This is a genomic window from Caulobacter sp. GW821-FHT09A05 (assembly GCF_059418465.1).
The window spans coordinates 1-23,044 of the sequence record NZ_JBWKPX010000021.1 but is presented as its reverse complement, the minus strand read 5'-3'; the positions used below and the strand labels follow the sequence as shown (position 1 = coordinate 23,044).

The following is a 23,044-nucleotide window of genomic DNA, read 5'->3' as shown; positions in this document are numbered from 1 at the left end:
CTAGATGTCGAAGAACACGGTTTCGGCCGCGCCCTGCAAGACGATATCGAAACGCCAGGCGCCGTCCTGGCGCCTGGCCAGCAGGGTCTGGCGCCGCTCGGCTGGGACGAGGGCCAGGATAGGATCGGAGGCGTTGGCGTCCTGTCCCTCGAAATAGATCCTGGTGGCCAGCCGCTTGATGATGCCGCGACCGAACACGCTGACCGCGATGTGCGGGGCCTGCAGGTTATTGCCGAGACCGGGAACGGCGCCAGGCAGCACCGTCTTGAAGCGGTAGAGGCCGTCCTCGCCTGTCGCCGCGCGGCCAAAGCCGATGAAGCCTTCGTCCAGCGGCACGTCGGGGCGGACGTCGTCGGGACTGGCGTAGCGCCCCGCCGCATTGGCCTGCCAGATCTCGATCATGGCGTCGGGCACGGGCTTGCCGTCGGCGTCGTAGACCGCGCCCTCCAGGGTGATCACCTCGCCGGCCACCGCGCCGCGCGGCGGCGAAAGGTTCAGGACGTAGTGGTCCTCGGGAAACAGCTCGGGGCGCGCGCCCATGTCGGACTGCCCGACCAGGTCGGCGCCGCCCTTCCAGGGCAGGCCGTAGTGGAAGAACGGGCCGACGGTCTGGGACGGCGTCTGGCCGAACAGGCCGGGGTCCTGGTTGTCCAGGCGCGGGGCCGGGTTGACCTGTTCAGTCGTCATGATCGTCCTCGGTCGGGGTCGCGTCGCGCCCTCGCAGCACCACGTCGAACAGATAGCCCAGCGCCCAGTTGGGCCGCGTGGTCTCGATGTCGAAGCGCGAGACCATGCGCTGGCGGAAGGGCAGGGGCACGGCATTGGCGATCGGGTCGATCTCGATCAGCGGGTCGTCGGGGAAGTACATCTGGGTGATGATGCGGGTGGCGAAGGCCGGGCCCAGCAGCGACAGGTGGATGTGCGAGGGCCGCCAGGCGTTGTGGTGGTTGCCCCACGGATAGGCCCCGGGGCGGACGGTCACGTACCGATACCGTCCCTGATCGTCGGTGATGACGCGGCCCGCGCCCGTGAAGTTGGGATCGAGGGGGGCGTCCCATTGGTCCTTCTTGTGGATGTAGCGACCGGCGGCGTTGGCCTGCCAGATCTCCATCACGGTGTTGGGGACGGGGCGGCCGCGCTCGTCCAGGACGCGGCCCGACACGATGATGCGCTGGCCCTGCGGCATTCCCTTGTGCTGGGTCGTCAGGTCGGCCAGCGATCCGCCCATCAGGTTCTCCCAGTAGCCGGCCGGCCCCGTGGTCTCGGTCAGGGTGGGGGGGATCGTCACCAGGGGCTGGCGCGGCGAACGCGCGACCGTCGAGGCGTAGGGCGCATGCAGGGACGGCGGCTGGCCGGCGTCCTCGCGGGCATAGGGCAGGATCAGGGACATCGGACGCTCCTAGACTCGCTCGAACGCCAGGGCCGCGCCCTGGCCGACGCCGATGCAGAGGGTGGCGAGGCCGCGCCGACCGCCGGCGGCCTCCAACTGGCGCAGGGCGGTCAGCACCAGGCGCGCGCCGGACGCGCCGAGCGGGTGGCCCAGGGCGATCGCGCCGCCGTTCGGGTTCACCTGGGCGCCGTCGTCGGACAGGCCCAGCTGGCGCAGCACGGCCAGACCCTGGGCGGCGAAGGCCTCGTTCAGCTCGACGGCGTCGAAGTCGGTGATCGCGAAACCGGTCTTGGCCAGCAGCTTGCGGACCGCCGGAACCGGGCCGATCCCCATGACGCGCGGCGGCACGCCGGCCGTGGCGTAGCCCGTGATGCGGGCGCGGGGCGTCAGGCCGTGGCGCTTGACCGCGTCCTCCGAGGCGATGATCAGCGCAACCGCGCCGTCGTTGACACCCGAGGCGTTGCCGGCGGTCACCGTGCCGCCCTCGCGGACGACGGGCTTCAGCTTGGCCAAGGCTTCGAGCGTGGTCTCGCGCGGGTGCTCGTCACGGTCGACGATGGTCGGGCCGGCCTTGCCGGGGATCTCCACGGGGGTGATCTCGCCGGCCAGGAAGCCGGACGCCTGGGCCGCCGCGGCCCGCTGCTGGCTGCGCAGAGCGAAGGCGTCCTGGTCCTCGCGGCTGACGCCGTAATCCGCCGCGACGTTTTCGGCCGTCTCGGGCATGGAGTCGACGCCGTAGGCCTTGCGCATGGCGGGATTGACGAAGCGCCAGCCGATGGTGGTGTCGAAGATTTCGGCGTTGCGCGAGAAGGCGCTGTCGGCCTTGCCCATCACGAACGGCGCGCGGCTCATGCTCTCGACGCCGCCGGCGACCACGAGATCGTTGTGGCCCGACAGGATGGCGCGGGCGGCGTAACCGATCGCCTCCAGGCCCGACGCGCAGAGCCGGTTGACCGTGACGCCCGGGACCTCGACGGGAAAGCCGGCCAGCAGCAGGGCCATGCGGGCGACGTTGCGGTTGTCCTCGCCGGCCTGGTTGGCGCAGCCCAACACCACCTCGTCGATCGCCGAGAGATCCAGGCTCGGATTCCGCGCGGCCAGGGCCTTCAGGGGGGTGGCCGCAAGATCGTCGGCCCGGACCTTGGCCAGCGCTCCGCCGTAGCGGCCGATCGGGGTGCGAATCCCGTCGCAGATGTAGGCGGTGGTCATGCGAAGGCTCCCAGCTTGAAGTCGGCCTCGGTCTTGGCCCGGACCTCGTCGAGGGTGACGCCCGGCGCCAGCTCCAGCAGAGTCAGGCCACCGCCCTCTTTTCCGTTCTTTGGCCGGTCGAGGTCGAAGACGCAGAGGTCGGTGATGACCAGGTCGACGCAGGCCTGGCCGGTCAGGGGCAGGGCGCAGCGCTTGAGGACCTTGCTCTGGCCGGCCTTGTTGGCGTGGTCCATGACCACGATGACCCGCTTGACGCCGGCCACCAGATCCATGGCCCCGCCCATGCCCTTGACCATCTTGCCCGGGATCGTCCAGTTGGCGATGTCGCCGTTCTGGGCCACCTCCATCGCGCCCAGCACGGTGAGGTCGATGTGGCCGCCGCGGATCATGGCGAAGCTCTGGGCGCTGTCGAAGAAGCTGGAGGTCGGCAGCTTGGTGATGGTCTGCTTGCCGGCGTTGATCAGGTCCGGATCGGCCTCGCCTTCGTAGGGGAAGGGGCCCATGCCCAGCATGCCGTTCTCGCTTTGCAGGGTGACATGCACGCCGTCCGGAATGTGGTTGGCCACCAGGGTCGGGATGCCGATGCCCAGGTTGACGTAGAAGCCGTCCTGCAGCTCGCGGGCGGCGCGCGCCGCCATCTCGTCGCGGGTCCAGGCCATTACACGGTCTCCTCAACGGCTTGGCGAGGCCGGGTGGTCAGCTTCTCGATCCGCTTTTCGTTGATGGTCGAGCGGATGATGCGGTCGACATAGATGCCTGGCGTGTGGATGCTGTTGGCGTCCAGCTCCCCGGCCTCGACGATCTCCTCGACCTCGACGATGGTGATCTTGCCGGCCGTGGCCATGACGGGATTGAAGTTGCGGGCCGTCATCCGGAACATCAGGTTGCCCTCCGGATCGGCCTTCCAGGCCTTGATGATGGCCAGGTCGGCCCGCAGCCAGGTCTCGCGCACATAGGTCTCGCCCTCGAAGTCCTCGACCGGCTTGCCCTCGGCGACCACCGTGCCGACGCCGGTCTTGGTGTAGAAGGCCGGGATGCCCGCGCCGCCGGCCCGGATCCGCTCGGCCAGAGTGCCCTGCGGGTTCAGCTCCAGCGCCAGCTCGCCCGACAGGTAGAGCTGCTCGAACAGCTTGTTCTCGCCGACATAGCTGGAGATCATCTTCTTGATCTGGCCGTTGTTCAGCAACTGCCACAAGCCAAAGCCGTCGGCCCCGCAGTTGTTGCTGATCACCGTCAGGTCCTTGACGCCCGTGTCCTTCAGGGCTGGGATCAGGGTCTCGGGATTGCCCGACAGGCCAAAGCCGCCAGACATCAGGGTCATCCCGTCGAAGACGACCCCCTCCAGGGCGGCCGCGGCGCTCTCGTAGATCTTGCTCTTCATCGTTGTCTCCAAGGCGCGGCTAGACCAGCGGAAGGCCGACATAGTTTTCGGCCAGCGTCACCTGGGCGGCGCGCGAGCCCCTGATGTAGGCGAGTTCGGCGACCTGCATCTTGCGATCGAAGCCGTCGCGGTCGGGAAAGCGATGGGTCAGGCTGGTGAACCACCAGGAAAACCGCTCGGCCTTCCACACCCGGGCCAGGGCGCGGGCCGAATAGCCGTCGATCCCGGCGTCGGAATGGTCTGAATAGTGTTCGACCAGGGCCTCGGACAGCATGATCACGTCGGAGACGGCCAGGTTCATGCCCTTTGCGCCCGTGGGCGGCACGATGTGGGCGGCGTCGCCGGCCAGGAACAGGCGGCCGTGCCGCATCGGCTCGGCGACGAAGCTGCGCAACGGCGCGATCGACTTCTCGAACGACGGCGCGCGGACGATGCGAGAGGCCGCGAGGGGGCCGAGCCGGGTCGAGACCTCGTCCCAGAACCGTTCGTCGGGCCAATCCTCGATACGGTCGTCCAGCGGGCACTGCACGTAGTAGCGGCTGCGGGTCGGCGAGCGCATCGAAGCCAGGGCGAACCCGCGCTCGTGGTTGGAATAGATCAGCTCGTGGTCGCAGGGCGGCGCTTCGGTCAGGATGCCCAACCAGCCGAACGGATAGACGCGTTCGAAGGTCTTGAGCACGCCGGCCGGAATCGCCGCGCGGCTGACCCCGTGATAGCCGTCGCAGCCGGCGATGAAATCGCAGTCGAGCCGCCGCTCGACCCCGTCCTGGCGCCAGGTGACATGGGGGCGGTCGCCGTCGATGTCATGGAGCTGGACGTTCTCGGCGTCGAAGACGATGGGCAGGTCGCGCTGCTGGGCGGCGTCGAACAGGTCCCGCATCACCTCCTGCTGGCCGTAGACCATCACGGTCGAGCCGCCGGTCAGTTCGGCCATGTCGATGCGAAAGAGATCGCCGTCGCTGGCCAGGTTCGTGCCGGCATGGACCAGGCCCTCGCGCCGCATCCGCTGGCCGACCCCCAGGCGCTCCATCAGGTCGACGGTGACCTGCTCCAGCACGCCGGCGCGCACGCGACCTTCGACATACGCGCGGTCCTTGCGTTCCAGGATGACCGCGTCGACGCCGGCCTGCCTCAGGAGATGGCCAAGGAACAGTCCGGCCGGGCCAGCGCCGATGATCGCGACCTGGGTGCGCACGATGGAGGTCTCCGCCCTGGCGCCGCTTCGCGCGGCTTGGGGCAACGTGACCCGTACGCCTTCGCATGGGGATGGACAGAGCATCACAAAAGTTGGATTTTTCGATCGGTCACGGAACCGCGCCGGTCCCGTTGTGGAGCTTCGAGGATGTCAAAAAGTCCCGCCGTTCCAAGCTTTTTTCTGTTCGGGGAGCCCTTGAGGACTGTCGAGGGCAAGTTCATTCATCTTGAAGAGTTGGACGATCGAACGAGACCCAACGACTGGAACATTCGCGCCCATGCGCATGCGGACCTCAACCACGTGTTCCACATCGCCGTCGGCGGCGGCGTGATGCATGTCGATGGCGAGAGGCTCGCCTTCGCCGCGCCATGCCTGTTGCTGGTTCCGTCCGGCCGGGTTCACGGCTTCGCCTACGAGGCGGAGACCGCCGGTTCGGTGCTGACGATCGCCGACAGCTATCTTCGCGACCTGACCGGGCGCGAACCGGCGTTCGCCAGCCTGTTTCACGCGCCCCGTCAGCTTCCGCTCGATCCCCGGTCGCGGATCGCGTCCTCGCTGGAAGAGCTGTCGCGAGAACTGGTCTGGACCGCGCCCGCCGGTGGCGCGGCCGTGGAAGGGCATCTCCTGACCATCCTGGTCGAGGCCCTGCGCCGGCTGGTCCGCGGCGAAGCGGCCAGTCCGGCCGTTCCGGGGGGGCATGTCACGCTGGTCGCGCGGTTCCGTGAACTGGTCGAGGCGCACTATCGCGAGGGGCTGCCCATGGCGGCCTATGCCCGGCGGCTGGGTGTCACGGTCGCGCGTCTGAGGGGGGCGTGCCTGAAAGCGGCGGGCGCTTCACCGCTGCGCCTGGTCCAGGACCGGCTGCTGCTGGAGGCCAAGCGCGCGCTTCTGTACTCGAACATGACCGTCGCCGAGGTCGCCTATCAGCTGGGCTTCGAGGATCCCGCCTACTTTTCGCGTTTCTTCGCCAAGGCCGAAGGGGTTTCACCCAAGCGCTATCGCGCCGAACGGGCGGAGCGCGCGTCGGCGGTCGGCTAGGCGCGGATAGTTCAAGAGGGCGTCTTGCGCATATTGTTTGCCTGGCATACAAAATGCTGAGCGTACAAATAATCGGCGCCACGATGCGCCGTTGCGCCAAGGGAAGGAACGATCATGAGCTCGACCCAGGCCGTCTTCGAGCGCCTCGACCCGGTCACCGGAGCGGTCGCCACAACCTCCGTCGCCATGACCCCGGACCAGGCCCGGGCCGCCGTCGACGCCGCTCAGGCGGCCTTGCCCGCCTGGAGCGCGCTGGGGCCGAACGCACGCCGGGCCTTGCTGTCCAGGGCCGCCGAGGCGCTGGAGGCGCGGGCGGACGACTTCGTCGCGGCGATGATGGGCGAGATCGGCGCCACCGAGGGCTGGGCCCGCTTCAACCTGATGCTCGCCGCGTCGATGATCCGCGAGGCCGCGTCCCTGACCACCCAGATCAACGGCGAGGTGATCCCCTCCGACAAGCCGGGCTGCCTGGCGATGTCCGTGCGCGAGCCGGTCGGCGTCATCCTCGGTATCGCGCCCTGGAACGCGCCGATCATCCTGGGCGTGCGCGCGGTGGCCACGCCGCTGGCCTGCGGCAACACCGTGGTCCTGAAGGCTTCCGAAAGCTGCCCGCGCACCCATGGCCTGATCGCCGAGGCCTTCGCCGCCGCCGGCCTGCCCCCCGGCGCGCTGACGATCGTCACCAACGCCCCGCGGGACGCGGCCGAGGTGGTCGGCGCCCTGATCGACCATCCGGCCGTTCGGCGGATCAATTTCACCGGCTCGACCGCCGTGGGCAAGATCATCGCCAAGCGCGCGGCCGAGCATCTCAAGCCCGTGCTGCTGGAGCTGGGCGGCAAGGCTCCGCTGATCGTCCTGGAGGACGCCGATCTGGACGAGGCCGTCAAGGCTGCCGCCTTCGGCGCCTTCATGAACCAGGGACAGATCTGCATGTCGACCGAACGGGTCATCGTCGTCGACGCCGTCGCGGACGCCTTCGTCGAGAAGTTCGTCGCCAAGGCCGCCAGTCTTACGGTTGGCGACCCCCGCGAGGGCAAGACGCCGCTCGGCGCGGTCGTTGATCTGAAGACGGTCGCCCATGTCCAAGGCCTGGTGGCCGACGCCGTGGCCGACGGCGCCGTCCAGCTCTGCGGAGGGCCCGCGCGAGGCGTGCTGATGCCCGCGACCGTCGTCGACAAGGTCACGCCGGCCATGCGGCTGTTCCGGGAGGAGAGCTTCGGCCCGGTGGTGGGCGTGGTCCGCGCCCGCGACGAGGAGCACGCCATCGCTCTGGCCAACGACACCGAATACGGCCTGTCGGCTTCGGTCTTCACCCGCGATATCGCTCGCGGCCTGAAGGTGGCGCGGCGGATCCAGTCGGGCATCTGCCATATCAACGGGCCGACGGTTCACGACGAGGCCCAGATGCCGTTCGGGGGCGTCAAGGCTTCCGGCTACGGCCGCTTCGGCGGCAAGGCCGGGATCGACGCCTTTACCGAGCTGCGCTGGATCACGGTCGAGACCCAACCCGGCCACTTCCCGATTTGACGCCCCGCGTCGACCCCTTCCAGATTTCCAAGGACCGATCATGACCGACGTCAACGACACCGCGACCTTCACGGTCGAGAACCGCATCGCCTGGGTGAAGTTCAACCGCCCCGACAAGCGCAACTGCATGAGCCCCAGCCTGAACCGGCGCATGATGGAGGTGCTGGACGAACTGGAATTCCGCAATGACGTCGGGGTGCTGGTGCTGACCGGCGAAGGCTCGGCCTGGTCGGCGGGCATGGACCTGAAGGAGTATTTCCGCGAAACCGAGGCCAAGGGGCTGGGCGCGACCCGCCAGGCCCAGCGCGAGTCCTACGGCTGGTGGCGGCGTCTGCGCTGGTACCAGAAGCCGACCATCGCCATGGTCAACGGCTGGTGCTTCGGCGGCGGCTACGGCCCGCTGTACTCCTGTGACCTGGCGATCGCCGCCGACGAGGCCCAATTCGCTCTGTCGGAGATCAACTGGGGCATCCTGCCGGGCGGCGGCGCCACCAAGGTGGTGGTCGACCTGATGCCGATGCGCGACGCCATGTACCACGCCATGACCGGAGAGCTGATCGACGGCCAGAAGGCCGCCGCCTGGCGACTGGTCAACGAGAGCGTGCCGCTGGAGCGCCTGGAGACGCGGGTGCGCGAACTGGCCGAGGTGCTGCTGAAGAAGAACCCCGTGGCCCTGAAGGCGACCAAGGACGCCGTCCGGCGGGTCAAGGAAATGACCTACGACAATGCCGAGGACTACCTGGTCCGGGCCCAGGAGGCGGCCAATTCCTACGACAACGACGGTCGCAAGGAGGGCATCAAGCAGTTCATCGACGACAAGACCTACAAGCCCGGACTTGGGGCCTACGATCTCGCCAAACAGAGCTGAGACGAGGGGAGGGAGGAAACGGCAGCGGGAGGGAAGGTCAATGACCCCGATGGACCATGTCGCCGTGCAGGCGCGCCTTCAGCCGGAGCGGGTGGCGGCGGTCGACCTGGCCTCCGGCCGGGGCTGGACCTATGCCGAGCTCGACGTCACGATCGCCCGCGCCGTCGGCGTGCTGCGCCATCGGGGCCTGGGCGAGGGCGATCGCCTGGCGGCGCTGGGCCAGAACCGGGTCCTGCTGGCGGTCCTGCACCTGGCGAGCGCCCGGTTGGGGGCGATGTTCGTCCCGTTGAACTGGCGACTCTCTCCCGCCGAGATCGCCGCCTTGATCGAGGACGCCGAGCCCGCGCTGATCGTCGGCGACCGCCAGATGACCGCATTGGGCGTGGAGGGCGTCGATCTCGACGCCCTGCAGGCGGAGATCGACGCGGCCCAGCCCGCGGCGGCGGAGCCCGTCGATCGTGAGCGCCCGTCGCTGATCCTCTACACCTCGGGAACCTCTGGCCGTCCCAAGGGGGCTCTGCTCTCCGAGCGCAACCTGGACCAGACGGCGATCAATTTCGGCCGGCTGGGCCAGGTCACCCACCAGAGCGCGTTCCTGGTCGACGCGCCGATGTTCCATATCATCGGTCTGATCACCTCGATCCGCCCCGCCTTGATGCATGGCGGGACCGTGCTGGTGTCCGAGGGCTTCGAGCCCGGCCGAACGCTCCGCCGCCTGGGCGATCCGGCCCTGGGCGTCACCCACTATTTCTGCGTGCCGCAGATGGCCGCGATGCTGCGAAAACAGCCGGGCTTCGACGCCGCGACGCTGCGCCGCCTGACGGCCGTGTTCACCGGCGGCGCGCCCCATCCGGCCGCCGACATCCGCGCCTGGCTGGCCGAAGGCGTGCCCGTGGCCGACGGCTACGGCATGAGCGAGGCGGGGACGGTGTTCGGCATGCCGGCCGACATCGGGCTGATCGACGTTCGGGCGGGCTCGGCCGGCCTGGCCATGCCGACGGTCGCGACCCGGATCGTCGACGAGCACGACCGCGACTGCCCGCCCGGCGTCGCCGGCGAGCTGCTGCTGAAGGGCGACAACGTCTTTCAGGGCTATTGGCGGAGGCCGGAGGAAACCGTCCGGGCCTTCACCGCCGACGGCTGGTTCCGCACCGGCGACATCGCGCGCGCCGACGCCGAGGGCTACCACTGGCTGGTGGACCGCAAGAAGGACATGTTCATCTCGGGCGGCGAGAACGTCTATCCGGCCGAGATCGAGGCGGCCCTGGCCGACCACCCGGGCATCGCCGAGTGCGCGGTGATCGGCATGCCCGATCCGCGATGGGGCGAGGTGGGTCATCTGGTGGCGACGCCGCGCGACGGCGCCGTCCTCGACCTGGCCGCCATCCTGGACCATCTCGAAAGTCGGCTGGCGCGGTATAAGTTGCCCAAGACCCTGGTCCTGGTCGCGGCCTTGCCGCGGACGGGGTCGGGCAAAATTCTGAAGACGGTCCTCCGCGAGCAACTGCTCGCCGAGGATCCAAGAACCTGAACGCCGGCGGACCTTGGGGCTGACCGGCGAGGCATAGGGAGGATGACTTGGCGCCCAGTCTCGACAGACAAGGCGGTGCGGTCCGGACCGGGATCGGCCTCGACGCCTGGAACGCGGTGGTCGCGTCGACCTTCGACAACCTGGTCGTGGACGCCGACCGCGAAGCCTTTGAAGGCACGATCGACGTTCGCGACCTGGGCGGCATGGACCTTTCGCGGGTCGGGTCCAGCGCGGCGGTGGTGCGACGCGGCCGGTCGTCCCCGACACGCCGGCCATATTTCAAGCTTCACGTCCAGGACGTCGGCCGCAGCCTGAACCTGCAGGACGGCCGCGAGGCGGTGCTGGAGGAGGGCGACCTCATGCTCTGCGATCCGGCCCGGCCCTATACGATCCGGTTCGACGATCCCAACCGCATGCTCGTCCTTCGGATTCCCGCCGAGCGCCTGAGCGATCGCATGCCGGATCCCGAGGCGCTGTGCGGTCGCCGGCTGGCGGGAAACGCCATGGCCGGCGCCTTGCTGGCGTCCTTCATTCGCACGCTGTGGATCAATGCCGGTCGCGACGGCGTCCCGATGGGCGAGGCGGTGCAGGATGCGGCCCTCTCCCTGCTGGCGGGCGCCGCGCGGGAAAGCCAGGGCGAAGCCCGGACGGGCCGCGACGGCGAGCCGGGCCAGGGGGCGGGCGGGCGTATCAAGCGCTTCATCGACGAGAACCTCTGTGATCCCGATCTGAGCGTCGGTCGCGTGGCCGGCGCGCTGGGGGTGTCGCCGCGCTACGTCCAGATGGTGTTCGCCGGCATGGCCACGACGCCGCTGGCCTATATCCGGCGCAAGCGGCTGGAGCGGGCGGCCCGCGCCCTGCGCGAGGCGGGCGGGGCCTGCAACATCACCGAGCTGTCGTTCGGCCTGGGTTTCAACGACCTTTCGCATTTCAGCCGTGCTTTCAAGGCCTTCTACGGCGTGGGACCCCGCGAATTTCGAGCCAGCTGAGCTCAATCGAGCCCGAAAACGACGTCGAGCTTCGCATCCATGAAAGTCGCCTTCGCGCCTGGCCAAGTTTGACGGCGCCGCCCGTGCTCCTCTGTCGACAACGACATAATAAAGGGAGGTTCGGCCATGGGGCGTAAGCTCTGGTTATATCGGGTGTTCGGGGCGGCGTCGGTGCTGGCCCTGGCGGCGGCCGGCGCCGCGCATGGTCAGGTCGTCGAGGAGATCGTCGTCACCGCGCAGAAGCGGGCGGAGAACGTCCAGGACGTGCCGATCGCCATCTCGGCCTTCACCGCCAACGCGCTGCAGGAGCGGGCGGTGGGCAATGTCGCCCAGCTGTCCAACCTGGCCCCCAACGTCACCCTGGACGGCGGCACGCCGTTCTCGGGTTCGCCGTCGGTGCTGTCGGCCTATATCCGCGGCATCGGCTCGGACGACTTCGCGTTCAATATCGATCCCGGCGTCGGCATCTATGTCGACGGCGTCTATCTGGCGCGCACGGTCGGGGCCAACCAGGACCTCCTGGATGTCGAGCGCATCGAGATCTTGAAGGGGCCGCAGGGCACGCTGTTCGGCCGGAACACCATCGGCGGGGCCATCTCGATCGTCACCCGCGACCCGGGCGACACGTTCAAGTTCAAGGGCGATGTCACCGTCGGCAGCTTCAACCTGATGCAGGCCCGGGGCAGCGCCGACCTGCCGCTGGCCGAGGGCCTGTCTTCGTCGATCACCTTCGGGATCAAGAGCCGCGAAGGCTATGTCGAGCGCATCCGCTATCCCGACGCGCGCGCGACCAACACCACCTCCTACACGGCCTTTCCGTCATCCGGCTTCGACACCGCCTCCCGCGAGGGCGGCGAGAACAGCTGGAACCTGCGCGGCAAGCTGAAGTGGACCGGCGAGCGGACCAAGGCGGTGCTCTCGGCCGACTACACCCGCGAGGACAGCGGGGGCTTGGCCAACACCCTGATCGGCACGACCGAAACGGTGCCCGGCAACTTCGCCGGAACCACCAACCTGCCGGGCACGGCCTTCGATCCGACAGGGACCACCGGCTTCCTGTTCGGGGGGCTCTACAATTTCTGCATTGGCGCCAACCCGACCCAGATCGCGGCCCGCAACGCCCAGGCCCTCTGCGGCGTGCGCGGCACCCAGTACAGCCCCGGCCTCCATGTCGCCTCGCTGGCCGGCGTCAATGTCGACGCCGATCCGAACAATGACCGGTTACCCTATGACGGCCGGTTCATCAGCAAGGACATCGACAAGAGCTACGCCACCGGCAACAGCTTCTCGAACCTGGTCAACTGGGGCGTGGGCGCGACGATCGAGCACAGCCTCACCGACGATGTTACGCTGAAGTCAATCACCGCCTACCGCAAGCTCTTGTGGAAGAGCGGCACCGACGCCGACGGCTCGCCCCTGAATATCGCCCAGCTCAGCTTCGACATGAAACAGTGGCAGATCAGCCAGGAACTGCAGCTTCTGGGGTCCGCCTTCGACGACAAGCTGAACTATGTACTGGGCGGCTACTATTTCAAGGAGAAGGGCTCGCTGCACGACTTCGTTACGTTCGACGAAGGCCTGCTGCAGGTCGACGGTCCCAACCAGCTGCAGACCAAGAACTACGCCGCGTTCGGCCAGATCGACTGGCGGCCGATCGACCTGATCGGGATCACCATCGGAGGCCGCTACACCAAGGAAAAGAAGCTGTTCGAGGGAGGCCAGCAAGACCTGAACGGCTTCAACTACAAGCTCTTCGGTTGCTCCGACGCCAACGGGAACATCACCCCGAACGGCGCCTTCCCGCTGGCGCCGATCTCCTGCCAGACGGGTCTCAGCTACCCCGATCCCGCCAATCCGGTGCGGGTCTACGCGCCGGGCGTCAACGAACAGACGTTCAGCAACTTCTCGCCCAAGGTGGGCGTGCAACTGCATCCGGCCGACGACCTGATGGCCTATGTCAGCTGGTCCAAGGGCTACAAGACCGGCGGCTGGACGACCCGCCTGACCAACCCACAGCTGCTGGCCCAGCCGTTCGGCGAGGAAGAGGCGACGACCTGGGAGGCCGGCTTCAAGTCCAAGCTCCTGGACCGCCGGCTGCAGCTCAATGGATCCGTGTTCAAGACGCAGTACGACGGCATTCAGCTGAACTTCCAGCAGGGCACTTCGCCGACCATCCGCAACGCCGGGGACGCCGAGATCAAGGGCGTCGAACTCGAGGCGGTCGCCGCGCCGATCGAGGGGCTGACCCTCAACGCCTCGGTGGGCTACGTGCACGCGCGCTATACCGACGTGCTGGCCGGGGTGCTGGCGGTCAGCGGTCCGAACCCCTTCCAGGCGGGCACCTTCGTCGATGCGCCCTTGCCCAAGACGCCGACGTGGAAGATCAACTTCAGCCCGCGCTATGAGGTCAAGCTGGCCAATGGCGGTTCGGTCACGGCCATCGCCGACTGGACCTACACGTCAAGCAGCTGGAACAACGCCCAGCGCACCTACCTGCTCAGGCGTCCGGCGGTCCAGGTGGTCAACGCCAGCCTCGCCTATGCCGATCCCGGCGGCGCCTGGAGCGTCACGGTCGGCGGCACGAACCTGACCGACAAGCGCTATCTGACGACCGGCAACGAGAACATCGCCGCGGGCACGATCTTCGGCACCTACAGCCGACCGCGCGAGGCCTATGTCCGTCTCGGCGTGACGTTCTGAGCCTCCTGGCGGCGCGTCGTCGACCGCGGCGCGCGCCGCTTCCTCATTTCCCAGTGACCCTCATCGAGGCTGACATCACCATGACCTTGCTCCAGGACCGCCCGACCACCGACGGGGCGTCGCCCTTCCTCGCCGACGCCATCTGGAGCGATCGTCTGTACTCGGGCGGCTGGACCGAGGGACGGGGTGGAAGGCTGGAGGTCGTAGAGCCCGCCACCGGCGGCCTGCTTGGCCGGGTGGGGCGGGCCGGACGCGAGGACGTGGCGGTCGCGGCGGCGGCCGCGCGCGCGGCGCAGCCCGCCTGGGCCGCCCTGTCGGCCGACGCGCGGCAGGCCGTGCTCCTGAAGGCCGCCGCCCTGCTGGTCGAGAAGGCCGGCGAGGCCGCGCCCTGGATCATGCGCGAAACCGGCTCGGTCGACGCCAAGGCGGGCGTGGAGCTGGAGCACGCCGCCGGCTTCGTGCGGCAGGCCGCGATGATGGCCACCGAAGCGCAAGGCCTTCTGCTGCCGTCGTCCGACGGGCGGCTCAGCATGGCCAGGCGGGTGCCGCTGGGCGTGGTGGGGGTGATCTCGCCGTTCAACTTCCCGCTGGTGCTGTCGATCCGCGCCGTGGCGCCGGCCCTGGCGGCCGGCAACGCCGTGGTTCTCAAGCCCGACCCTCGCACGCCGATCAGCGGCGGCTTCCTGATCGCGCGATTGTTCGAGGCCGCCGGCCTGCCGGAAGGCCTGCTGCACGTCCTTCCCGGCGACGCCGAGGCTGGCGACGCCATGTGCCGCGATCCCAACATCGCCATGATCGCCTTCACCGGCTCGACCGCCGCCGGCCGCAAGGTCGGCGAGGTGGCGGGCGCGCACCTGAAGAAGGTGGCCCTGGAGTTGGGCGGCAACAACGCCCTGATCATCCTCGACGACGCCGATCCGGACGTGGCCGCGTCCAACGCCGCCTGGGGCGCGTGGCTGCACCAGGGGCAGGTCTGCATGACCACCGGACGCGTGCTCGTCCAGCAGGGGCTGCACGACACGGTGGTCGAGCGGCTGGTCGCCAAGGCCGCTCATCTCCCGGTCGGGGATCCGACCAGCGGCCGCGTCGCCCTGGGCCCGCTGATCTCGCAGCCGCAGATGGACCGTGTCCGCGCCATCGTCGCCGATACGGTGGCGGCCGGCGCGACCCTGGCGGCCGGCGGACCCGGCGAAGGGCTGTTCTTCCCGCCCACGGTCCTGACCGGCGTGCGGCCCGGGATGCGCGCCTTCGACGAGGAGATCTTCGGCCCGGTGGCCGTGGTCACCGCCTTCGAGGATGACGCCGAGGCCGCGGCGCTGGCCAACCAGGGCGACTATGGCCTGTCGGCGGGGATCATAACCGGCTCGGTCGGGCGGGGCATGGTGTTGGGTGAGCAACTCAAGGTCGGTCATCTGCACATCAACGACCAGACCATCGAGGCCGGCCCTCATTCGCCGTTCGGCGGCATGGGGGCGTCGGGCAACGGCAGCCGGATCAGCGGTCCGGCCAATCTCGACGAATTCACCACTTGGCGCTGGACCACGGTTAAGACCGCGGCCACGCCCTATCCCTTCTAGTCCCGCGTCCCGCCTGACCCTGGTCGAGCGGGACGCCCTGGTTCTACAGTTTCCGTCCTCGCAGGATCCTCGCATGCAGATCACCGCCGCCGTCCTTCGCAGCCGCTCGGGTCCCTTCGGCCTGGAGACCGTCGAGCTGGAGGAGCCTCGCGCCGGCGAGGTGCTGGTCAGGGTCGTGGCCACGGGGGTCTGCCATACCGACATGGTCATGCGCGATCAGGACCTGCCGACGCCCCAGCCGGTGGTGCTGGGACACGAGGGGGCCGGGGTCGTCGAACGGGTGGGACCCGGGGTCACCAAGGTCGCGCCCGGCGACCATGTGGTGATGACCTTCAATTCCTGCGGAACCTGTCCATCCTGCCACGACCATGCCCCGACCTATTGCCACGAGTTCTTTCCGCGCAACTTCATGGGCGCGCGGGCCGACGGCAGCTCGGGCCTGTCGCGCGAGGGCGAGACGATCCACGCCAACATCTTCGGCCAGTCCTCGTTCGCCACCTTCGCGCTGTGCCACGAGCGCAACGCGGTGAAGGTCTCCAAGGACGCGCCGCTCGAGATCCTCGGCCCGCTGGGTTGCGGGGTCATGACGGGGGCGGGCGCGGTGATGAACGCGCTGAAGGCGCCCGCCGGGCGTTCGCTGGCCGTGTTCGGCGCGGGGGCCGTGGGCCTGAGCGCCGTCCTGGCGGCCAAGGCGTCGGGCGTCGGTCCGATCATCGTGGTCGACATCAATCCCGACCGGCTGGTCCTGGCGCTGAGCCTGGGCGCCGACCACGCGCTGGACGGTCGAAGCGAGCCGGTGGTCGAGCGGATCCAGGCGATCACGGGCTTCGGCGTGGACTATTCGATCGACACCACGGCCAATCTGAAGGTCATGCGCCAGGCGATCGACGTGCTGGCGCCGCGTGGAACATGCGGCCTGGTCGGGGCCTCGAAGATGGGCGACGAACTGGCGCTCGACGCGGTGGCGCTGATGAGCGGGGGCCGGACGGTACGCGGTGTGGTCGAGGGCGACGCCGATCCCGACACCTTCATCCCCGAACTGATCGACCTGTACCTTGCCGGCAGGTTCCCCTTCGAAAGGTTGATCGCCTTCTATCCCCTGGAGCGGATCAACGAGGCGGTGGCCGACGGCGAGGCCGGTCGGGTGATCAAGCCCATCGTGCGCATGGGCTGACGAGCGCCCTCGCATCCATCGGCAAACGGACCCGGCGGCCCGACCCGACCCGGCCGGGTTTTCCTTTCACAGATCCAGCACCAGGACCGGCGACCGCGCGCGCGAGCAGCAGGGCGTGAACTGGGTGTTGGCGGCCTTTTCTTCGTCGGTCTGGAAGAGATCGCGATGGTCGGGCTGGCCATCCAGGACCGGCGTCAGGCACGTGCCGCAGACGCCCTGTTCGCAAGACAGCGGTACGAAGACGCCGGCGTCCTCCAGCGCCTGGGCGGCGGTCTGGTCCGGGCGGACCTCGATGAGCTGGCCCGTACTGGCGATCCGCAAGGTGAATGATCCGGCCCCGGCGTCCACGGGCGCGGCCGCGAAGGATTCCTGGTGGATCTGGTCCGGCGCCCAGCCGCGGGCCCGGGCGCCTTCGACCACGAACTGCATGAAGCCCCGCGGACCGCAGACATAGAGGTGACGCGTCGGCGCCGGGTTGGCCAAGGCCTGATCCAGGTCCAGCCGCGTCTCCGGCGCGGCGTCGAAATGGCGATGCAGCTGGGCGGGGAACAGGGCGCTCGCCTCGTCGAGGAACGCCGCGCGGGTGGCGTCGCGGGCGCAGTAGTGCAGGGCGAAAGCCTTGCCCAGCGCGGCCAGGCGGTGGGCCATGGAGAGGATGGGCGTGATCCCGACGCCGCCAGCCAGCAGGACGAAATCGTCGCCGTCCTCGTCCAGGGAAAACAGGTTGCGCGGCGGGCCGATCCGCAGGGTCGCGCCCTCGCGCAGGGCTTCGTGAACAGCCGCCGAGCCGCCCCGTGACGCCGGATCGCGCAGCACCGCCACCCGGTAGTGCTCGCGCCGGGCCGGGTCGTTCGATAGCGAATATTGGCGAATAAAGCCGTTCGGCAGCATCAGGTCGATGTGCGCGCCGGCCGTGAACGGCGGCAGCGGCGCGCCGTCGAGCGCCACGAGGTCGAGGCGCACGATGTCCTGGGCGATCGTGGCGCGGGACGCCACGCGGACCTCGATCATGACGCCTCCGGCGACGGCGCGGCACGGGAGGCCTGTTCGGCCGCGATGGCCTTGTCGATCAGCATGCGCGAGCGCACCCCGCCGGCGTCGATGTTCAGTTTCAGCAGGCGACGGTCCGGATGGAGCAGCAGGTTCTGCTGTTGCCGCTCCAGCATCTCCAGGTCCTCGGCGAAGATCTTGCCCTGGCCCTGGCGGATGGTGTCGGTCAGGGCCGCGTCGGTGACCGCGAAGCTGCGGGCCATGCCCCAGAAGTACCAGTGCGAGGTTTCGGTTTCCGGGGTGATGAAGTCGACGACGACGCTGGAAGCCTTCTTGTCGGGAGGAGCGCCGTGGCCGCCGTTTCCTTCCAGCGCCACGCCGACCTCGATCATGACGTGGCTCGGCAGGGAAAAGCGGCAGATCTGCCAGCGGTCGACGACGGCGTCTTCCGGAAGGCCCGCGCCGCGCAGGCCCATGCGCCAGAAGGGCGGGGCCGAGATCTTCTCCATGAAGCGGCTGGTGACGACCTCTTCGCCGTCGAGGCGCGTGGTCACCGGGGCCTCGTCGATCTCCTTCTGGCCGATGCTGCTGGCGTGAACATAGGTCTCGTGCGTCAGGTCCATCAGGTTGTCGACCATCAGGCGATAGTCGCAGGCGATGTGGTAGAGGCCGCCGCCATAGGCCCAGTCCGGGCTCTCGGCCCAGGGCAGGGGATGCAGCTTGGCGGGATCGGCCAGCTCGGCCTCGCCGGGCCAGACCCAGATGAAGCCATAGCGCTCCAGCGCGGGAAAGGTCCGGATGGGCGGGAAGCCGGCCACGCGCTGGCCCGGCATCGAGGTCGCCCGGCCTTCGCAGCCCATGGTCAGGCCGTGATAGCCGCAGACCAGTTCGCCGTCGCGCACGAAGCCCAGCGAAAGGGGCGCGCCGCGGTGCGGGCAGAAGTCCTCAAGGGCCACGACCTGGTTGGCCTTGCCGCGGTGGAACACCATCCGCTCGCCGCAGATCCGCCGGCCCAAGGGTTTTTCGGCGATCTCGTCGGGCGTGCACGCGACGTACCAGGCGTTGCGCGGCCAGGGCGCGGCCTTCGCCGCCGTCTCGGGAGCCATCGTCGTTTCCTCGCACCATTGTTTTCGGCTTCGGCCTATTGGATCCAATTTTCACCGCAAAAGCGACGGCGTCAAGAGATTGGATCCAATTGTGAGCTTGTGGAGGCTTGAGCCCGTCCGCTAGGGTCGCCGCATGGAGACGCCGCGCATGAAGCCGGGCCAGCGCGTGATGATGGCCCTTCGCAAGATGATCGCCTCGGGCGAGATCAAGAGCGGCGAGCGCATCGCCGAGATCCCGACGGCCGCCGCGCTGGGCGTCTCCCGCATGCCGGTGCGCACGGCCTTGCGGACCCTGGAGCAGGAAGGTCTGGTGGTGCGGCTGGGCGCCCGGGGCTATGCGGCCCGCGGCGTGTCCGGCGCCGCGATCCGTGACGCCATTGAGGTCCGGGGCGTGCTCGAGGGGTTCGCGGCCCGCCGCCTGGCCGAGCGCGGCATGCCTCCCGAAACGCGGGCGCGGCTGGCCATGCTGATCGAGGAGGGCGAGGCGCTGTTCGCGGCGGGCCGGCTGAGCATCGAGGACCTGGACCGCTACGGCGCCTACAACCTGGCTTTCCACGACATCCTGGTCGCCGCTTCCGGCAACGCGGCGGTGGAGACCGCCCTGGCGCGGAACAGCTTCGAGCCCTTCGCCGGCGCCGGGGCGATGGCGCTGGACCTTGCCGACCTGGTCACCGAATACGGCCATCTCCTGGCCGCGCATCGCCAGCATCGGGCGGTGTTCGAGGCGATCGAGCGCGGCGACGCCGAGATGGCGGAACGGATCATGAGGGACCACGCCCTGGCGGCCGTCCGCAACGCCAAGGTCTTCGAGGCCGCGGCCGGCGCGGGTTTCCCGCTGGCCGCCATGCGGACGATTCGCTCTGATTGATGATCAGGCCTGGCGAGGGTTTTGAGGTCGAGGCCGGTGGGCTATAAGGTATCTAGGGATACAGTTTGCTTGGCGTCCTAATTTGGACCGACGCGGGGGAGCATGGAAGAGATCACGGCTTTCGGAGCGTTGGGCGAGAGGCTGGGATTGCAGCTCCACTACGCGGACGTGCGCGTCATGGCGGGCCTGACGGCGCGCCTGGCGCCGCTGAAGGTCACGCCGGCGCGGGCCACGGCGATCGTCTATATCGCGCTGCACGCCGGGTGCGACCAGACAGCCTTGGGGCGCGCCCTGGGTGTGAACCGGGCCAGCATCGTGAAGGCCGTCGACGAGCTGGAGGTGCTGGGCGCGATCCAGCGCCGCCCTGGTCGGGATCGTCGAACAAACGCCCTCCACCTGACCGCCGTCGGCGAAACCCTGCGCCAACGGATCGAACAGGAGACCTTGGCGCATGACCGGGAAGCGTTCGCGAGCCTGACGGCGGCGGAGCGCGTCGAGTTCAGCCGGCTGCTGGCGAAGCTCCGATCGGCGGAGGTCCGTCCTGTACCGACGTGATCGGACCCGCTGAGCGCGCCGGGCGGTGAGGGGGCGAGACGCCAGCCGCTTCTCCTCGTCCTGTCGCCGTTCCATCGGCGGCTTCGTCATGTGCGAGGCCCGCCCCCGAGCCTTTCGGGGGCTTCGCGCTCGACGACCGGCCAGGAGCGCTGAGCCGGCCGCAAGCGCTCATAGAGGCGCGACAGCCGCAGCACGCCCAGGTCGTCGAACCGCCGGCCGACGATCTGCAGGCCGATGGGCAGGCCGTCGGCGGTGTAGCCGCAATTGATCGAGGCCGCCGGCTGTTCGGTCATGTTGAACGGAACGGTGAAGCCGATGTGCTCGAAAGGACGGGCCGGATCGTTGGTCGGGGAGGGCAGTTCGGCGGCGAAGGCCGGCATGGGCGCGGTCGGCGACAGGACGAAGTCGAAGGGCTGGAACGCCTCGGCCCCCGCTTCCCGCATCCGGTGGATCTGGTGAAAGCCGCGATAGACCGACAGGCCGTCCGCGTCCTTGGCCGCCCGCGCCCAGGCGTCGATATAGGGCAGAACGCGCCCGGCCCTGTCCGGCGGCAGGGCGCTGATGTCGTTCCACGATCGGACGCGCCAGAAGAGGTCGAGGCCGTCGAGCATCTCGCGGGTCAGGAACGGGGCGAAGGGTTCGACGATCGCGCCGTGGGCCTCCAGCAGACGGGCGGCGGCGGTGACCGCCTCGACGACCTGGGGCTCGGCCCGCGCCCCGGCGCCGGCGTCGAGCATCAGGCCGATGCGCAGGCCCTTCGGATCGATGTCCAGGTCCATCCAGGCGATGCTGGCCGGCGGCAGGCTCATGTGGTCGCGCCAGTCCGGCGCGCTGAGCACGCTCATCATCAGGGCGGAGTCGGCCACGGTGCGGGTCATCGGGCCGGCGACCCGGCCGATATAGGGCGGGTCGATGGGGATGCGGCCGTTGCTGGGCTTGAGGCCATAGACGCCGCACCAGCCGGCGGGCAGGCGGATCGACCCGCCGATGTCGGTGCCAAGGTGCAGGGGGCCGTAGCCGGCGGCCGCGGCGCCGCCCGCCCCGGCGCTGGAGCCGCCCGGCGTCCTGTCGGTGTTCCAGGGATTGCGCGACAGCCTGTGGAAACTGGACAGCCCGGACGACAGCATCCCGAAATCCGGCGAGGTGGTCTTGCAGAAGATCACCGCCCCGGCCTCGCGCAGCCGCGCCGCCGGCGGCGCGTCGGCGGGCTCGGGCGTCAGGTCGGTCGCGGCGCTGCCCAGGGGCTTGGCCACGCCCCTGGTCGCGATCAACTCCTTGACGGTCGCCGGCACGCCGTCCAGCGGGCCCCTTGGCGCGCCCCGGGCCCAACGGGCCTCGGCCGCGCGCGCCTCGTTCAAGGCCGCCTCGGGATCCAGCGCCCAGGTGGCGTTGAGGCGCGGCTCCAGCGCCTCGACCCGGGCCAGGACCGCCGTCATCACCTCGACGGGCGAGGCGCGCCGGTTGCGATAGAGCGTCAGCAGCTCGACGGCGGACAAATCCGGCAGGTCGGTCATGGAAACTCCGGGACGCGGAACTCGAGGCCCGGCCAGCCTACAGTCGCCCGCGCCGCCGCGAAGTCGTTTTCCGCCCGCTGGCAGGTCGTGTCGGCTAAAAGTCGTGGCGCGTCGAATCTTCGAAGGGTGGCTGCCTTGTATCGTCCTGGACCTCGCAACCTGATCACCGACGTTCCTGGACTGAGCGTGGGAAACGCCACCGACGAGACGGTGCGCAGCGGCGTGACCGTCGTGCTGTGTCCGGGCGGCTGGACGGCGGGCGTCGATGTGCGCGGCGGCGGACCCGGCGTGCGCGAGACCGAGACCCTGTCGGCCGAGAACGGCTATGCCCGGGCCCATGCGGTGGCGTTGTCGGGCGGTTCGGTGTTCGGCCTGGGCGCGGCCGACGGCGTTGTCGCGGCGCTGTCGGCGAAGGGCGAGGGTCTCCTGGTCCGGCCCGGCGCCCCCGCCGTGCCGATCGTGCCCGGCGCGGTGCTCTACGACCTGGCCAACGACGGCGACAAGGCTTGGGGGCTGGACCCGCCGTATCGCGGGCTGGGCGCGCGGGCCGTCGACGCGGCGGGCCGGGATTTCGAGCTCGGCGCCCAGGGCGCCGGACGAGGGGCGCGGGCGGGACTTGTCCAGGGCGGGCTGGGTTCGGCCTCGCTGGACCTGGGCGAGGGCCTGGTGGTCGGCGCCCTGGCGGCGGTCAATCCGGTCGGTTCGGTGTTCATGCCCGATGGCCGGACCTTCTGGGCCTGGCCCTTCGAGATCGACGGCGAGTTCGGCGGCCGTGCGCCCAGCGGCCCCGCCGGCGCGATCGAGCCGATGCCCGACGACTCGCGGCTGGCGGGGCAGGGGCGTTTTGCGCCGGGCGCCAACACGACCCTGGCGGTGGTGGCGGTCAACGCCGCCCTGACGGCCGGAGAGTGCAAGCGCGTGGCGATCATGGCCCAGGACGGCCTGTCCCGCGCCGTCCGGCCGGCCCACACGCCGTTCGACGGCGACGTGGTGTTCGCCCTGGCCTCGGGCCAGATCGACCTGGGGCCGGACGAGCGCCTGCGCCGCATCGCCCGCATCGGCTCGGCGCTCGCCGACTGCCTGGCCCGGGCGATCGCGCGCGGGGTCTATCTGGCCAAGGGCTAGACAGTCGGTCGCGCCTCAGGCGCGGCCCCCTCCGGCCCTCCGGGCCACCTCCCCCTGAGGGGGAGGATCTACGCCGTGCAGTTGCTCCCCCTCTGGGGGAGCTGTCGGCGAAGCCGACTGAGGGGGCCTTTCGCGGACACGGCTCTTCGGCCTCGGGCTTTCGCTGGCGAGGGGATGGGGAGGCGCGGACCGGTCCGGGCCGAGCCCGGATGACCGTGAGGTTTAGAGTTTGCGTTTCGGCTAGACCTGACCGCTCCGCGGAACCGTTTGTCTCGAGGGACGGCGACTGAGGGCTTGTTTCATCCCG

General features: G+C 69.4%; 20 protein-coding genes. 11 read left to right on the top strand and 9 right to left on the bottom strand.

Annotated features, from left to right (window positions below; genetic code table 11):
- From pcaG to pobA, 6 genes are read right to left on the bottom strand one after another with little or no spacing between them, the layout of a single operon-like run.
- Entirely contained in the window at positions 1-687 is a 687-nt protein-coding gene (gene pcaG / locus AC07NX_RS18455; RefSeq protein WP_494643754.1) for a protocatechuate 3,4-dioxygenase subunit alpha, read from the bottom strand.
- Positions 677-1,390, bottom strand: coding sequence for a protocatechuate 3,4-dioxygenase subunit beta (pcaH, locus tag AC07NX_RS18450; RefSeq protein ID WP_494643752.1), 714 nt, complete (start codon positions 1,388-1,390; stop codon positions 677-679). The genes pcaG and pcaH overlap by 11 nt, the downstream gene beginning before the upstream one ends.
- Before the next feature lie 9 nt (positions 1,391-1,399).
- Positions 1,400-2,599, bottom strand: coding sequence for a 3-oxoadipyl-CoA thiolase (pcaF, locus tag AC07NX_RS18445; RefSeq protein WP_494643750.1), 1,200 nt, complete (start codon positions 2,597-2,599; stop codon positions 1,400-1,402).
- Positions 2,596-3,258: a CoA transferase subunit B gene (locus AC07NX_RS18440; RefSeq protein ID WP_494643749.1), complete on the bottom strand. Its 663-nt coding sequence runs from the start codon at positions 3,256-3,258 to the stop codon at positions 2,596-2,598. The genes pcaF and AC07NX_RS18440 overlap by 4 nt, the downstream gene beginning before the upstream one ends.
- Positions 3,258-3,992 (bottom strand): CoA transferase subunit A, encoded by a 735-nt coding sequence (locus AC07NX_RS18435; protein WP_494643747.1) that lies wholly within the window; start codon positions 3,990-3,992, stop codon positions 3,258-3,260. The genes AC07NX_RS18440 and AC07NX_RS18435 overlap by 1 nt, the downstream gene beginning before the upstream one ends.
- A gap of 7 nt (positions 3,993-3,999) precedes the next feature.
- A complete protein-coding gene (pobA, locus tag AC07NX_RS18430; protein WP_494643745.1) occupies positions 4,000-5,175 on the bottom strand; it encodes a 4-hydroxybenzoate 3-monooxygenase in 1,176 nt (391 codons plus the stop codon).
- Positions 5,176-5,322: 147 nt separating this feature from the next.
- On the opposite strand from pobA, the gene AC07NX_RS18425 reads away from it, so the two are divergent.
- From AC07NX_RS18425 to AC07NX_RS18390, 8 genes are all read left to right on the top strand, one after another.
- Complete coding sequence (locus AC07NX_RS18425; RefSeq protein WP_494643744.1) at positions 5,323-6,213, top strand: helix-turn-helix domain-containing protein; 891 nt, start codon at positions 5,323-5,325, stop codon at positions 6,211-6,213.
- A 114-nt stretch (positions 6,214-6,327) separates the two neighbouring features.
- Positions 6,328-7,740: an aldehyde dehydrogenase gene (locus tag AC07NX_RS18420; protein ID WP_494643742.1), complete on the top strand. Its 1,413-nt coding sequence runs from the start codon at positions 6,328-6,330 to the stop codon at positions 7,738-7,740.
- A 40-nt stretch (positions 7,741-7,780) separates the two neighbouring features.
- Complete coding sequence (locus AC07NX_RS18415) at positions 7,781-8,608, top strand: p-hydroxycinnamoyl CoA hydratase/lyase (RefSeq protein WP_494643741.1); 828 nt, start codon at positions 7,781-7,783, stop codon at positions 8,606-8,608.
- 40 nt (positions 8,609-8,648) lie between these two features.
- Entirely contained in the window at positions 8,649-10,139 is a 1,491-nt protein-coding gene (locus AC07NX_RS18410) for an AMP-binding protein (RefSeq protein ID WP_494643740.1), read from the top strand.
- A 47-nt stretch (positions 10,140-10,186) separates the two neighbouring features.
- Complete coding sequence (locus AC07NX_RS18405) at positions 10,187-11,128, top strand: AraC-like ligand-binding domain-containing protein (protein WP_494643739.1); 942 nt, start codon at positions 10,187-10,189, stop codon at positions 11,126-11,128.
- 126 nt (positions 11,129-11,254) lie between these two features.
- The gene (locus AC07NX_RS18400) at positions 11,255-13,828 is read left to right on the top strand and encodes a TonB-dependent receptor (protein WP_494643737.1); all 2,574 of its coding nucleotides are present in this window, start codon (positions 11,255-11,257) and stop codon (positions 13,826-13,828) included.
- A gap of 80 nt (positions 13,829-13,908) precedes the next feature.
- Positions 13,909-15,405, top strand: coding sequence for a benzaldehyde dehydrogenase (locus AC07NX_RS18395; protein ID WP_494643735.1), 1,497 nt, complete (start codon positions 13,909-13,911; stop codon positions 15,403-15,405).
- 73 nt (positions 15,406-15,478) lie between these two features.
- A complete protein-coding gene (locus tag AC07NX_RS18390; protein ID WP_494643733.1) occupies positions 15,479-16,579 on the top strand; it encodes an NAD(P)-dependent alcohol dehydrogenase in 1,101 nt (366 codons plus the stop codon).
- A 66-nt stretch (positions 16,580-16,645) separates the two neighbouring features.
- Here the strand turns inward: AC07NX_RS18390 and AC07NX_RS18385 are convergent, their stop codons facing one another.
- On the bottom strand, positions 16,646-17,590 hold the full coding sequence (locus AC07NX_RS18385) for a PDR/VanB family oxidoreductase (RefSeq protein WP_494643731.1): 945 nt from the start codon (positions 17,588-17,590) through the stop codon (positions 16,646-16,648).
- Entirely contained in the window at positions 17,587-18,675 is a 1,089-nt protein-coding gene (locus tag AC07NX_RS18380; RefSeq protein ID WP_494643729.1) for a Rieske 2Fe-2S domain-containing protein, read from the bottom strand. The genes AC07NX_RS18385 and AC07NX_RS18380 overlap by 4 nt, the downstream gene beginning before the upstream one ends.
- A gap of 133 nt (positions 18,676-18,808) precedes the next feature.
- On the opposite strand from AC07NX_RS18380, the gene AC07NX_RS18375 reads away from it, so the two are divergent.
- Together AC07NX_RS18375 and AC07NX_RS18370 are read left to right on the top strand one after the other, a co-directional pair.
- On the top strand, positions 18,809-19,543 hold the full coding sequence (locus AC07NX_RS18375) for a GntR family transcriptional regulator (RefSeq protein ID WP_494643727.1): 735 nt from the start codon (positions 18,809-18,811) through the stop codon (positions 19,541-19,543).
- A 102-nt stretch (positions 19,544-19,645) separates the two neighbouring features.
- Positions 19,646-20,098: a MarR family winged helix-turn-helix transcriptional regulator gene (locus AC07NX_RS18370; protein ID WP_494643726.1), complete on the top strand. Its 453-nt coding sequence runs from the start codon at positions 19,646-19,648 to the stop codon at positions 20,096-20,098.
- Positions 20,099-20,184: 86 nt separating this feature from the next.
- On the opposite strand, the gene AC07NX_RS18365 is transcribed toward AC07NX_RS18370, so the two are convergent.
- Positions 20,185-21,612: an amidase gene (locus AC07NX_RS18365; RefSeq protein WP_494643725.1), complete on the bottom strand. Its 1,428-nt coding sequence runs from the start codon at positions 21,610-21,612 to the stop codon at positions 20,185-20,187.
- Between the two features lie 135 nt (positions 21,613-21,747).
- On the opposite strand from AC07NX_RS18365, the gene AC07NX_RS18360 reads away from it, so the two are divergent.
- Positions 21,748-22,737, top strand: a complete 990-nt coding sequence (locus tag AC07NX_RS18360) for a P1 family peptidase (protein ID WP_494643724.1) — start codon at positions 21,748-21,750, stop codon at positions 22,735-22,737.
- Positions 22,738-23,044 lie beyond the last annotated feature (307 nt).

Excerpts from the sequence above, each read along its gene's own strand:
- pcaG (WP_494643754.1), bottom strand. The coding sequence starts at position 687 with ATGACGACTGAACAGGTCAACCCGGCCCCGCGCCTGGACAACCAGGAC.
- pcaH (WP_494643752.1), bottom strand. The coding sequence starts at position 1,390 with ATGTCCCTGATCCTGCCCTATGCCCGCGAGGACGCCGGCCAGCCGCCG.
- pcaF (WP_494643750.1), bottom strand. The coding sequence starts at position 2,599 with ATGACCACCGCCTACATCTGCGACGGGATTCGCACCCCGATCGGCCGC.
- AC07NX_RS18440 (WP_494643749.1), bottom strand. The coding sequence starts at position 3,258 with ATGGCCTGGACCCGCGACGAGATGGCGGCGCGCGCCGCCCGCGAGCTG.
- AC07NX_RS18425 (WP_494643744.1), top strand. The coding sequence starts at position 5,323 with ATGTCAAAAAGTCCCGCCGTTCCAAGCTTTTTTCTGTTCGGGGAGCCC.
- AC07NX_RS18420 (WP_494643742.1), top strand. The coding sequence starts at position 6,328 with ATGAGCTCGACCCAGGCCGTCTTCGAGCGCCTCGACCCGGTCACCGGA.
- AC07NX_RS18415 (WP_494643741.1), top strand. The coding sequence starts at position 7,781 with ATGACCGACGTCAACGACACCGCGACCTTCACGGTCGAGAACCGCATC.
- AC07NX_RS18410 (WP_494643740.1), top strand. The coding sequence starts at position 8,649 with ATGACCCCGATGGACCATGTCGCCGTGCAGGCGCGCCTTCAGCCGGAG.
- AC07NX_RS18400 (WP_494643737.1), top strand. The coding sequence starts at position 11,255 with ATGGGGCGTAAGCTCTGGTTATATCGGGTGTTCGGGGCGGCGTCGGTG.
- AC07NX_RS18395 (WP_494643735.1), top strand. The coding sequence starts at position 13,909 with ATGACCTTGCTCCAGGACCGCCCGACCACCGACGGGGCGTCGCCCTTC.
- AC07NX_RS18390 (WP_494643733.1), top strand. The coding sequence starts at position 15,479 with ATGCAGATCACCGCCGCCGTCCTTCGCAGCCGCTCGGGTCCCTTCGGC.
- AC07NX_RS18385 (WP_494643731.1), bottom strand. The coding sequence starts at position 17,590 with ATGATCGAGGTCCGCGTGGCGTCCCGCGCCACGATCGCCCAGGACATC.
- AC07NX_RS18380 (WP_494643729.1), bottom strand. The coding sequence starts at position 18,675 with ATGGCTCCCGAGACGGCGGCGAAGGCCGCGCCCTGGCCGCGCAACGCC.
- AC07NX_RS18375 (WP_494643727.1), top strand. The coding sequence starts at position 18,809 with ATGGAGACGCCGCGCATGAAGCCGGGCCAGCGCGTGATGATGGCCCTT.
- AC07NX_RS18370 (WP_494643726.1), top strand. The coding sequence starts at position 19,646 with ATGGAAGAGATCACGGCTTTCGGAGCGTTGGGCGAGAGGCTGGGATTG.
- AC07NX_RS18365 (WP_494643725.1), bottom strand. The coding sequence starts at position 21,612 with ATGACCGACCTGCCGGATTTGTCCGCCGTCGAGCTGCTGACGCTCTAT.